The 12,280-nt window shown below is 46.2% G+C and carries 11 protein-coding genes; 9 read left to right on the forward strand and 2 right to left on the reverse strand.

The features are described 5' to 3' along the window. The first annotated feature begins 177 nt into the window (after positions 1-177). The 5 genes from QT994_RS15750 (at position 178) to serS (ending at position 6,210) form a co-directional block, all read left to right on the forward strand. Positions 178-1,722 carry a sugar ABC transporter ATP-binding protein gene (locus QT994_RS15750; protein WP_333176001.1) on the forward strand — a complete coding sequence of 515 codons (1,545 nt, stop codon included), beginning with the start codon at positions 178-180 and terminating at the stop codon, positions 1,720-1,722. Beyond that, the gene (locus QT994_RS15755; protein ID WP_333176003.1) at positions 1,719-2,723 is read left to right on the forward strand and encodes an ABC transporter permease subunit; all 1,005 of its coding nucleotides are present in this window, start codon (positions 1,719-1,721) and stop codon (positions 2,721-2,723) included. Before QT994_RS15750 ends, QT994_RS15755 begins: the two co-directional genes overlap by 4 nt. Next, positions 2,689-2,871, forward strand: coding sequence for a hypothetical protein (locus QT994_RS15760; protein WP_333176005.1), 183 nt, complete (start codon positions 2,689-2,691; stop codon positions 2,869-2,871). Before QT994_RS15755 ends, QT994_RS15760 begins: the two co-directional genes overlap by 35 nt. Before the next feature lie 55 nt (positions 2,872-2,926). Further along, the gene (locus tag QT994_RS15765; RefSeq protein ID WP_333176007.1) at positions 2,927-4,561 is read left to right on the forward strand and encodes an iron uptake porin; all 1,635 of its coding nucleotides are present in this window, start codon (positions 2,927-2,929) and stop codon (positions 4,559-4,561) included. Between the two features lie 368 nt (positions 4,562-4,929). Continuing rightward, positions 4,930-6,210: a serine--tRNA ligase gene (gene serS / locus QT994_RS15770; protein ID WP_333176009.1), complete on the forward strand. Its 1,281-nt coding sequence runs from the start codon at positions 4,930-4,932 to the stop codon at positions 6,208-6,210. Between the two features lie 139 nt (positions 6,211-6,349). Here serS and QT994_RS15775 read toward each other — a convergent pair whose 3' ends face one another. Next, complete coding sequence (locus QT994_RS15775) at positions 6,350-7,366, reverse strand: hypothetical protein (protein ID WP_333176011.1); 1,017 nt, start codon at positions 7,364-7,366, stop codon at positions 6,350-6,352. Between the two features lie 246 nt (positions 7,367-7,612). On the opposite strand from QT994_RS15775, the gene QT994_RS15780 reads away from it, so the two are divergent. Both QT994_RS15780 and QT994_RS15785 read left to right on the forward strand, forming a co-directional pair. Beyond that, positions 7,613-9,481 carry a beta-ketoacyl-ACP synthase III gene (locus tag QT994_RS15780; protein ID WP_333176013.1) on the forward strand — a complete coding sequence of 623 codons (1,869 nt, stop codon included), beginning with the start codon at positions 7,613-7,615 and terminating at the stop codon, positions 9,479-9,481. Further along, the gene (locus tag QT994_RS15785; RefSeq protein WP_333176015.1) at positions 9,481-10,407 is read left to right on the forward strand and encodes a DUF6999 family protein; all 927 of its coding nucleotides are present in this window, start codon (positions 9,481-9,483) and stop codon (positions 10,405-10,407) included. The genes QT994_RS15780 and QT994_RS15785 overlap by 1 nt, the downstream gene beginning before the upstream one ends. A 122-nt stretch (positions 10,408-10,529) precedes the next feature. On the opposite strand, the gene QT994_RS15790 is transcribed toward QT994_RS15785, so the two are convergent. Next, positions 10,530-10,667 (reverse strand): hypothetical protein, encoded by a 138-nt coding sequence (locus QT994_RS15790; RefSeq protein WP_333050273.1) that lies wholly within the window; start codon positions 10,665-10,667, stop codon positions 10,530-10,532. Positions 10,668-10,986: 319 nt separating this feature from the next. Between QT994_RS15790 and msrA the strand changes: the two genes are divergently transcribed. Both msrA and QT994_RS15800 read left to right on the forward strand, forming a co-directional pair. Beyond that, positions 10,987-11,640: a peptide-methionine (S)-S-oxide reductase MsrA gene (msrA, locus tag QT994_RS15795; protein WP_333176017.1), complete on the forward strand. Its 654-nt coding sequence runs from the start codon at positions 10,987-10,989 to the stop codon at positions 11,638-11,640. A gap of 308 nt (positions 11,641-11,948) precedes the next feature. Further along, positions 11,949-12,254 (forward strand): hypothetical protein, encoded by a 306-nt coding sequence (locus tag QT994_RS15800; protein ID WP_333176019.1) that lies wholly within the window; start codon positions 11,949-11,951, stop codon positions 12,252-12,254. Positions 12,255-12,280 lie beyond the last annotated feature (26 nt).

A 12,280-nucleotide genomic window follows, 5' to 3' on the forward strand; every position in this document is an offset into this window, starting at 1 on the left:
CTTCGTGTCAAGTTAAGACTAAAACCCTTGAGGAATCCCGTTTTTTCCCGAGTCTAGATCCCCCTAAATCCCCCTTAAGAAGGGGGACTTTGAGAAGAATCTTCTCCCCCCCTTCTTAAGGGGGGCTAGGGGGGATCTAAATTTAATAGTCCAGCAGATTTTCTTACGGTATTTACGATGGTAAATAGCACTCAACCTTCAATTAAAACTAAGCCCGTCCTGGAAATGCAAGGTATTAAAAAAACCTTTAACGGTTTTGTAGCCTTGCACGATGTAAATATCACCGTTTACCCGGGCGAAGTCCACGCCCTCATGGGGGAAAACGGCGCGGGCAAAAGTACGCTGATGAAAATTCTGGCGGGAGCCTACATAGCCGATGCAGGCGAAATCAGAATTGACGGCAAAGTTGTTAAGATGACAGACCCCGGTCAAGCCAGAGATTTAGGGATAGCCATTATTTATCAAGAACTCAATCTCGCGCCCAATCTGACAGTTGCTGAAAACATTTTTATGGGCAGCGAGCTGAAGAAAGGAGGTACATTTCTAGACCAAGATGAAATGCGGCGTAGGGCCGCTGAGGTATTAAAAAACCTCGATGCCAATTTTGAGGCTGGAGACCTGGTTTCGACACTTTCAATTGCCGAACAGCAGCAAGTGGAAATAGCTAGGGCGCTCAAAGACAACAGCCGAATTTTAGTGATGGACGAGCCGACGGCCGCGCTTTCAGACCGCGAAACAGATAAGCTTTTTGAAGTGGTTCGCCGCTTGCGGAATGAAGGCATTGCTATTATTTATATCAGCCACAGAATGGCAGAAATTTATGCCCTTGCCGATCGCGTGAGCGTCATCCGAGATGGCGGGTATATTGGCTCTCTTGAAAAGCACGAAATTTCGGCCGATCGCCTGGTGGAAATGATGGTGGGTCGTTCTTTACAGGATTTGTACGAAAACAAGCATCAAATAACACCGGGTGCAGTTGTTCTTGAAGTAACAAATTTAAGCGACGGCCACAAAGTAAAGCCTGCCACTTTTCAACTTCATGCGGGCGAAATTTTGGGTTTAGCGGGTTTAGTTGGCGCTGGCAGAACAGAACTTGCCCGCCTAATTTTTGGTGCAGATCGGAAGGTAAGCGGTGAAATAAAACTGGAAGGTCGTCATCTCAATGTCTCGACACCCGATGAAGGAATGGCAGCCGGAATTGCTTACGTGCCAGAAGATCGCAAGGCTCTTGGACTATTTTTAGAGGCTAGTTCGGGTGAGAATATCACCATGAATGTCCTCGATCGAGAAGCAAAAGCTGGCATTATTAACGAAAATTTTCTCTTGAGAATTGTCAATGATGCTATTAATAATTTGCAGATTCGCCTTGCAAGTCCGAGCATCAGGGCAATGGATCTTTCTGGGGGAAATCAGCAGAAGTTGCTGCTAGCGCGTTGGTTGGCTATCAACCCCAAGGTACTTTTGCTAGATGAACCGACGCGGGGTGTGGACATTGGCGCAAAAAGCGAAATTTATCGAATTATTAGCGATTTGGCAGCCAAAGGTGTAGCTATTTTGATGATTTCCAGCGAACTGCCGGAAATTGTGGGAATGAGCGATCGCGTTTTAGTAATGCGATCGGGAAGCCTCGTCGGTGAAGTAGGCGGATCGACTGGGGAAAAGATTACGCAAGAAAACATTATGGCCTATGCCACTGGTGCAAAAGAGGGAGTAAAATCATGAGTCAAACGCAAACAAAAACCAGCAGAAATTCAGGGAGCGATCGGCAGAAAACAAGTAAAGCTCAAGCTTGGAAAAATTTTATCCAAGTTGCCGGTATCCTGCCGATTTTGGTTGCCATCTGTGTAATTTTTTCCCTGGTAACGCCCAACTTTCTTTCAGTAGGAAATTTGATCAATGTCATTCGGCAAGCTTCGATCAATATTGTCCTTGCTACAGGGATGACTTTTGTGATTTTGACGGGCGGAATTGACCTTTCAGTCGGGTCAATTTTGGGCGTGACGGCAGTTGTAGGGGTGCTGGTTTCCTTAGTTCCAGGTCTGGGTTGGTTTGCCGTACCGGCTGCGTTAATAGCCGGAGTATTTTTGGGATTGCTTAACGGCTCGCTAATTGCCTATTTAGGTTTGCCTCCGTTCATCGTCACCCTCGGTTCTTACACAGCTTTGCGGGGAGTTGCTTATTTAGTAGCTAACGGCACTACCGTTATCAATAGAAATCTGAATTTTGCTTGGATAGGTAACAGCTATGTTGGCCCAATTCCCTGGTTAGTTATTATCGCTTTTCTAGCAGTTTTAGCGAGTTGGTTTGTCTTGCGGCGGACTGTTCTCGGGAGGCATATTTACGCCGTGGGAGGCAACATTCGGGCAGCACGATTGACGGGTATCAAGGTGAGTCGGGTGCTGTTATTTGTCTATGGCGTCAGTGGGTTGCTTTCTGGTTTAGGTGGAATTATGAGCGCGTCGCGCCTCTACAGTGCGACGGGGATGTTAGGGCAAGGCTACGAATTAGATGCGATCGCTGCTGTAATTTTGGGAGGAACGAGTTTCACAGGTGGAATTGGCACTATTTGGGGTACTTTGCTCGGGGCTTTAATTATTGCCCTGCTTAACAATGGACTAACTCTCATGAATGTGTCTTTCTTCTGGCAGTTAGTTGTGAAAGGTCTGGTGATAATTATCGCAGTGACAATTGACAAAGTTCGCACCGGTTCAAGCGCAGCGTAAAGGTATAGAAGAAGGAAGAAGGAAGAAGGAAGAAGGAAGAAGGAAGAAGGAAGAAGTCCCCTGCCCCCCTTGGGGGGAAGGAAGAAGGAAAAAGGCAAATGCAATAATACCAAGGGTTGCAGCTATTAAGAACGTTTTAACAGTCTAGAAGGTGGCTGTATTGCTCATTCTGGCGATCGGTTCCTTATGCGGAGCTTTGTCCTATGCACATCCAGCATTTTTTTCACCTGATTACTGCTTTTATACTCGGAACACCTGGTGTATTTCTACTAACATCATCCCCAAGTTTGGCGGCCCCAATTGATAGATTAGTTGCTCCTGAACCGTTAAATACCTTGACAGAAAAACCCTTCGCGCAGGTGAATTATGTCTCTCAACTCTCGGATGTAAAACCCACTGACTGGGCGTTTCAGGCGCTGCAATCTCTAGTAGAACGCTACGGCTGCATTGCCGGTTATCCCGATGGAACTTACAGAGGAAACCGGGCGCTGACGCGGTACGAATTTGCCGCAGGATTGAATAGCTGTCTCGATCGAGTCAGCGAACTAATTGCCGCAGGAACAACCAACCTGATTACTCGGGAAGATTTAGCGATCGTCCAAAAACTGCAAGCAGAATTTGCAACTGAATTATCGGTGTTGCGGGGTAGAGTCGATGCTCTCGATGCACGCACAGCCGAACTAGAAGCGAATCAGTTCTCGACTACGACGAAGCTGAATGCGGAAATTATCGTGGTGTTAACAGATACCTCCGGTAACAGTGTTGGGGATTCGCGCGATCGCACCAACACTATTGTTGCCAACCGGGGACGATTAAATTTGGAAACCAGCTTCACCGGTCGCGATATGCTGAGAACCCGTTTGGAATTCGGCAACTTGGGCAGGAGGATTGCCGATGAGACGGGTACAAATATGACGGCCTTGAACTTTGATGGCAATGTCGATAACACCATCACCGTCCCTCACTTATTGTATGTCACCCCGCTGACCTCTAATCTGGCGCTGACCCTCGGCCCGACAGGTGTTGGGTATCCGGATATTACGGATTTGCTGACTCCTCCAACGATCGCCAGCGATAGTGAGGGAATTCCCTCGAAGTTCGGACAATACAATCCCCTCTACCGCCGGGGAGGTGGCGGTGCTGCTGTCAACTGGACGATCGTCAAAAACCTCACCCTGACTGTGGGCTATGTAGGCGGAAATCCTAATCTCTCGCAGCAAAGTAACGGTTTATTCAACGGTTCCTACAATGCTCTGGTTCAGCTTGCCTACCGGGGCGATCGCGGAGCAATTGGCGTAGCCTATTCTCGTACCTTTGCACCAAGCGGTAAAGCTGATCTCACAGGCGGTACGGGCAGTTTTCTGGCTGCGCGACCGTTTGGGGACAATATTGCTACATCCAGCGATTCTGTAGGCGTACAAGGATTCTACCGTCTTGCTCCCCGGTTGCAAGTTCACGGTTGGGGCGTTTATACTCGCGCCAATGCAGAAAATTCCGGTGTTAGCAGTGTGTCTGATGGTAGAGGTGGCGTGGTTTTGCTAAATGTTGACGGTGGCGATCGCGCCGATGTTGTGTATGCAGCGATCGGAATAAGTTTCCCAGATGTCGGAGGTGAAGGCAATCTACCGGGGATTTTAGTGGGTTTACCAGGTCGCGTGACGAGCAGTAATGTGCGCCGCGAGCGAGATACTTCCTATCACATTGAAGCGTTCTATCGCTTTCAGGTCAACGACAACATTTCCATCACCCCTGCTGCTTGGGTCGTTGTTAATCCTGAGAATGACAGCCGCAACGACACTCAATGGGTTTGGTTGCTTCGCACTGGCTTTAACTTTTAAGCGGAAAGATATTTTAGTAACCTAGTCTTGGACGCAAAAACCCAGCTTCTTGACGTAATTGCCTCATTTGAGACGATAATAGCGAGAAACCGGGTTTTTTAGACTGATAGTGCATCCAGGGCTTCAATTCCATGCCACACAACAAAAAACCCCTACCATCGCTGGCTGGGGTAGAAAATTATCAGGGTGCATCTACTAATATTTGCAACTATAACATACATTTGTGGGGTGTCACCCTTCATGGGTGACACCCAACCAGGAATTTAGGTCAGAATAAATTATGATTTAATATGCCAATGATTAACAAAGCTTTTATATCATCTCGTTCTGTCCCAGCGGCTCTAAAATTTAAGATTTAGAATAAATCTGTGCTAGACCTCAAATTAATCCGAGAAAACCCGCAAGCCGTGCAAGAAAGCCTCAACCTGCGCGGAGGTAACTATGAAATCGAGCCGATTTTGCAATTAGACAAACAGCAGCGGGAGTTGGAAAGCAAGCGATCGCAACTACAAGCCCGCAGCAACGAAATTGCCAAACTCATCGGTCAAAAACGAAAATCGGGTTTACCCCTCGAATCTCCCGAAATTCAGGAACTGCAGGCAGAAGGCAACGCTGTCGGCACGGAGTCGAACGAACTGCAAGCACAGGAAAAAGATCTAAAAGCTCAAATAGAAGCTTTATTGCTGCCGCTGCCAAACTTGCCGGGTTCCTCAACGCCGATCGGCAAAAATGAAGAAGAAAACGTCGAAATCCGGCGCTGGGGAGACGAATACATACCCCAAAATCCAGATATTTTGCCGCACTGGGAAATCGGCGAAAAATTAGGAATTCTCAACTTTGAACTGGCAGTAAAAATCGCTCAGCCCCGCTTTGTTACCTTAATTGGAGCTGGTGCAGCCCTGGAAAGAGCGATAATTCAATTTATGCTCGATCGCCACACAAAAGCTGGTTATGTAGAAGTGATCCCCCCACTTTTAGTTAACACTGAATCCCTCACTGCAACGGGTCAACTGCCCAAATTTGCTGAAGAAAGTTTCAAGTGCGACCAAGACGATTTATGGCTGATTCCTACTTCCGAAGTTCCGGTTGTCAATTTGTACAGAGGTGAAATTTTGACAGCAGAACAGTTGCCAATTTATCACTGTTCTTATACTCCTTGTTTTCGGCGCGAAGCTGGCAGTTACGGCAAAGATACAAGGGGATTAATTCGACTGCACCAATTTAATAAAGTTGAATTGGTAAAACTGGTGCATCCGAGTACCTCCGAGGCAGAGCACGAAAAGTTAGTGCAGGATGCTGAGGGAGTTTTACAGGCACTGAAATTGCCTTATCGGGCGATCGCACTATGTACAGGCGACTTGGGTTTCGCGGCCGCCAAAACCTACGATTTAGAGGTGTGGCTGCCATCGGCTGGCAAATACCGCGAGATTTCCAGTTGTTCCAACGTCGCAGATTTTCAGGCGCGGCGGGCAAATATTCGCTTTAAAGAAGCGGGTAAAAAAGGCACTCAATTCGTTCACGCCCTTAACGGTTCCGGTTTAGCTGTGGGCCGCACAATGGCAGCAATTTTGGAGAATTACCAGCAGCCAGACGGAACTGTAAAAGTGCCGGAAGCCTTACAACCCTATTTGGGAAGGGAAGTTTTATAAACAAGATGATTCGGCGATTAACTGGTTCCCCAGGCAGAGCCTGGTAACGAGTAGAATATCCTCCTTATTTCTTAGTCTGCGGAGGCGGACTTTGTTGGACAAGGAGCGGTTGAAACCGCCGAATCCTCGCCGAATCATCTTACAGTTTAACTAATGCTTCCTTGATATCCAGCGCTAAAAATCTATCCAATGCTAGATACATCCAGTAAACAGATAATTGACTATCGCTGCTAGTCTTATGAAATCCCAAAGCCAGGGCCTGTTTTTCGTACATGGGGTGAATCATCAGCGTATACAAGTCGCACAGATTCGGAAAATCTGTTTGCATTTCGCCTAAAACTTTCTGTGTGTCTTCGAGAAAAGTAATTCGGTATTCTGACAAATACTGCGGATCGATCATCCAACTGCGGATAAATACTGACTGGCAATTTTGATCTCCTGGTAGCGCCATATTAAAAGGATCGATATCCGAAATTGAACTTAAATGAAGGCTTTTGCTAGGAGCGTTAAAAAAATTAACTTCGGATTCGCTAGCGGTGGGATAAAGTAAGTAAAACCCGACTGGATTGAGATTATCTGAGCGACGCAAAACTCGCATTCCTTTTGAGTATTGACTGGCTAAAAGCCGCAGAATTTTAGCAATTTTGTGGGGAACGGCGTTAGTGTTGCGGTTCATCCAGTTGTAATTGGTAGCTAATAAATTGGCCAGGGGAATCGCGTCGCACCTAGGATTAAAATTATCCAAGTGGATTTGTACAGGCTTTTGAGGTTCGGTGACATTTAAAATTTCTGAAACTGGTTGAATTTCAATGGCCGTAGCGTTACCATCAAAGTGTTTGGCTATCAATCCCAGTGCTTCTAATTTATCTAACATCATTCCGGCGGCGCGATCGCTCCCGCGATCGGAATCGCAGTAAAATAGTTCTGCGGCTTCCCGGTGAGTGCACTGCACTTCTGTTGCTGGCAATTCCAGTTTCGCCAGCGGCGGTGTGAGGCGGGGCTGGCTTTCCTGAAGCTGTTTCACCGATAAGTAAACCCAAAGCCTGATAAAGCATTCAGCCCTAGTGCGAGTTACGCCTACTCGTTTCATCAACAGCGAAACAGCCGTGCGGCGTTGAGAAGGAGAATACCAAGTATCTAGTTTTGCAATATCCATTTCAGTCGGGAAGCTGCGAAGGAACTCTAGTTACATATTGGCTCAATTACATAAAACTTCACCCCGCTTCAGGTAACTTGTTGTCGCTGTTGCTCAACTTGCCTGATTTCCGGCGACTCTACAAGATAGCTGCTTGCTCCTTGCAAGTTCACGGCTTCACAAAGCACCATCAATTTTAGATGTTTTCTGGCTTGATTTAAGAAACCAACGCACCCGACTAAATTAGCAACTTTAGAGGTTTACGCCATGTACAGTGCTTATATCAATCGGATTGGAAAATTTTTGCCGGGAGAACCGATTAATAATGATGAGATGGAAGAATATCTCGGCAAAATTGGCTCGCGCGCTTCGAGAGTCAGGCAGCGAATTCTCAACAGCAACGGGATTCAACAGCGCTACTACGCGATCGACAAACAGCAGCAAACAATATATTCTAACAGCCAAATGGCAGCGTTTGCTGTCCGTGACGCGATCGCCCAGGCAAATTTGGAACCAGGGGCGATCGACTTATTGGCCTGCGCTACCACTTTACCAGATTTATTAGTACCGGGATTTGCCAGCATAGTACACGGGGAACTTTCCGAATTATCTCCCCTAGAAATAGTGTCAACTCAAGGAGTTTGCTGTGCCGGAGTTAGTGCTTTAAATTACGCCACCTCTCAAATCGAACTCGGCAAAAAACAAACCGCCATTGCCGTCGCTTCCGAATTTCCCTCGCGCCTGTTCAAAAACACCAAATTTGAAGCAGAGACTTCGGTGCAAGGGGGAAAATCCCTGCCTTTCGATACAGAATTTCTGCGCTGGATGCTCTCCGACGGTGCCGGAGCATTGTTGCTCCAAAACCATCCTAACTCCACGGGAATTAGTTTAAAAATAGAATGGATTGAACTCGTTTCCCACGCCAATGCTTATCCTGTTTGTATGTATTCAGGATTAGCCAACGAAACATCCACTAAAAGCTGGTTGGATTATTCCTCCTACCTCGATGCAGCCACAGCGGGAGCTTTTGACTTGCGGCAAAATATTCGCTTGCTGGACAATGTAATGAAATTAGGGGTTGAAGGTTGGCTGCGGCTGATTAAAGCCGGGAGAGTTTGTCCGCAGGAAATCGACTGGCTGCTGTGCCACTATTCGTCTCACTTTTTCCGGGGGCAAATTGTAGAACTTCTGGAACAAGCAGGCTGCATGATTCCTGAAGAAAAATGGTTTACCAACTTATACACACGGGGAAATACAGGCTGCGCCTCGATTTATTTAATGTTAGAGGAATTGTTCAATTCGGACAAGTTACAGCCTGGACAGAAAATCTTTTGTTTCGTGCCTGAAAGCGGCCGCTTTACAACGGCATATATGATGTTAACTGCTGTGGAAAATACCCATAAGCCTATGACTTCTCAAATTTATAACATTCATGAGGTTCCCGAAGCTTCGCCTCTCGAAAGCGTTAAACCCGAACACCCCAACTCTCCGCAAGCTTATTTGTTGCGGGAGTTAGCAGGGATTTGGCTGAAGTTTGAGCGCGAAATTCGTTCCGTTCCTATTGTCCGCAAATTGTACCGAGGAGAGTTTACAATAGAAGATTATCAAGCTTTGCTGTGCAATCTCCGGCCACAAGTTGTAGAGGGAGCTCGCTGGATTGCTCGCGCTGCTTCTAACATGAGTGACTTTCGCCTGCGATCGACTTTTATCGGTCATGCTCAAGACGAACACCGCGACTATCAAATGCTAGAACAAAATTATGTTTCTGTGGGCGGCGATTTGTCAAAAATTGTGGAATATGAGAAGAATATTGGCAGCGAAGCACTCTCAGCTTTTATTTTCCACCAAGCATCGCGGGACAATCCTGTCGATTTAATTGGCAGTATGTTTATTATCGAAGGATTGGGCAATCAGTTGGCGGGAAAGTGGGCAAAACAAATTCAAGAAACTCTCGGTTTGCAATCAGAACAAGTGTCATTTTTAGGTTATCACGGAGCTAATGACGAGTCGCATTTAGCCAAACTGGAAAATTTGATTAATGCCGAATGGATGACAGATGATATTGCCCGCCGCATTGTCAAAACCGCTCGCGTCACTGCTCGTTTATATTTGCTGCAATTGGAGGAAATTCGCTAATGCAAAAGCTGCAAAAACAAGATACCAAAAATCTCCCAGATGAGCGAAAAATCCCTTACGTTACCAAACCCTACAACCGCCGAGATCCGAATGTTTGGGATGTGTTGTTTTGCGATCGATCTATTCCCGTCGATTTAGTGGCAAAAGCATATATGATGCGGGATTTGCAAAGCTGGACTCGCAATTATTTGCTCATCCCGATCAAAGTAATTGCTAACTTGTTGCTGGCGGTAATTATGACTGTCAAGCGCCTGTTGCCCTTTCAATTTCGCGCTTACACTTTAATGCACAAATCGGCTGCATTTTTTCTGAATAACTTTGTCTCGCCCGAAGCTTGTTATTTAATAGTCCGGCACATCTGCGCCGGCTCCAACATTATCAACTTCTTGATTGACAACGGCCCCGACACCCAGATTGAAAAGTCAAAGCTTTATCCGCGCACAGTTAGCGATTTAGCTGACAATGCGTTTCTCGAACACGACTTAATTCTCTATAACTTTGTCTGGGATTACAACCAAGCAATGGTGACAAATCCTAACTGGTTGCAGTTGGTTAAAGAACGGGGAATTAATTATGATAGCATTCAACCTGTAAAAGTTGACATGGATTTTGACAATCGCAGGTGGTTGAGGATTTTGGATTTGGAATCTGCGATCGAATTGTTTAAAGTCTTTTATTCTCTGTGTTTAACGAGCGACGAATTTGCGCGAGCAGTGATGTCGCTTCAGTTAGATGAAAACTTCGGACTGTATGTCAGCGAGATTACCGGAAATTGCGACTGGAATCATGTAATTGTCAATCGCCATCCGCTAGCGCCAAACAGTCCATTTAATGCGGCACGCGACTTGTTTTTGCACGGGATAATTTCGGAATATCTCTATCGGTATTTGGAACTGCAAAAAGAGATGAGAAATGTTTCAAAGTAAGGTGTTCAGGTAGGTGCAACCTAAGCACCTTACGAATATAAGTAGCGCGTCCAATAACTTTTTGCGTAAGTCATGAAGTTGCAAAGAATGATTACTTTTTCAGGTAAAATTAATAGGAGAACTCAAGCTGCTGCTAGCTGTGCTTGTTCTGATGCTTTGGGCCAAGTCTGATTTACCACAATCCACTTGCCTGTAATTGGGTCGCGGTAAGTAATAAACGGATTAGATTTTAAAGGTTGACTGCAAGGTTTAGCGCCCATTTCTACACACTCCCAATAAATGGTATTGAATAACTACTACAACACCATACCTTTAATAATCGGCTGTTTTGCCTAAAATCCGCGTGATTTATAACTCAACAATAGGTGATATTTTAGGTATGTTTTGGTGACATAGAACACGGGCTAAGGTGATTTAAAACTGCGTTGGCAGTGAGCAGTATCACCAAAAACCTTGCGTAAAAAAAATCTGCCTTCTGGTTTTTACCTTCTACCTTTAAAAGGGCCACTATTTTCAGTATACATCTGATATTATTAAGTAAGGTAAAGACGTTTATCAGAGATCCCCCCTCACAAACTTATGGTGCTATTTGGATTTGGCAAAAAGTCGAGCCTGCCCTCTCCCCAAGAGGCATTACCAGGGCGGGCAGAGTCGATGTCGGTACCGGCAACTCACTTTGTTAACGGCAATCCGCTCAAACCTCCCTTTCCAAACGGCATGGAGACTGCCATGTTTGGCCTGGGCTGTTTTTGGGGCGCGGAACGCAAATTTTGGCAGCAAAATGGAGTTTTTTCGACGGCTGTTGGCTACGCGGCCGGGATTACTCCGAATCCTACTTACAATGAAGTTTGCAGCGGGATGACGGGACATAATGAAGTAGTTCTGGTTGTCTTCGAGCCGAAAGTAATTAGTTACGAAACGCTCCTCAAAGTTTTTTGGGAAAGTCACAATCCTACTCAAGGAATGCGTCAGGGCAATGATTCGGGTACTCAGTATCGATCGGGAATTTACACGTATTCAGCCAGTCAAAAGCAGCTAGCTGAAGCTTCGCGCGATGCTTACCAGCAGGCTTTGACTGCGGCCGGTTACGGCAAGATTACGACTGAAATTATTGAGGCTCCTGAGTTTTATTACGCAGAAAGCTATCATCAGCAGTATCTTGCTAAAGAGCCGAACGGTTATTGCGGCTTGGGCGGTACTAAGGTTTGTTTGCCTGCTATGTCTCAGGCTTAAAATTTTCCTCTGCTTGATGGGACACAATAATGTTCATTGGTGTCAATTTAAGGTCAAATGTATTGCAGATTTGCTGTGTGACGATTAAGGCCTGATCCCCCCTAGCCCCCCTTCTTAAGGGGGGAACAAGAAGTTATCAAAGTCCCCCTACAACCAGGGGGATTTAGGGGGATCAAGCCTTGCATGAAAGCTAGATTTCTCAGGCTTCAGACTTGATTTGACACTAATGAACACTGCTGTGTCCCTACATTGGGCTAGAATTCCGCCACAAACAGCGGAATATGTTAGTAGTTAAAAACAGGTGAGAAATGCTGACGGCTGTTGTAATTATCAATTTAATGATATCTCTGGTTTGCTTTTATATAGCGACGAAGGTGTGGAAAATCAGGCGGACGATCGCACGTTTGGAAATGCGGATCGCAGGAATGGAACGCCGCAGCAGCAATGTCCTCAGCAAATCGCCGGATTTCCTTGGTAAAAGGCAGCAAGGTACCCGCCAACTGCGACGACGTTATCAACAACTGGAATTGCAACTGCAACAGGTTCAGCAACTTGTGGGATTGCTGGGTTTGGGACGGATGCTTTGGTCCAGGCGCGATCGACCTTTGAGGTAAGCTATCCTAAAACTGCTGCCCCTGCT

It is taken from the genome of Microcoleus sp. S13_B4 (genome assembly GCF_036700885.1).
GTDB lineage: Bacteria > Cyanobacteriota > Cyanobacteriia > Cyanobacteriales > Microcoleaceae > Microcoleus.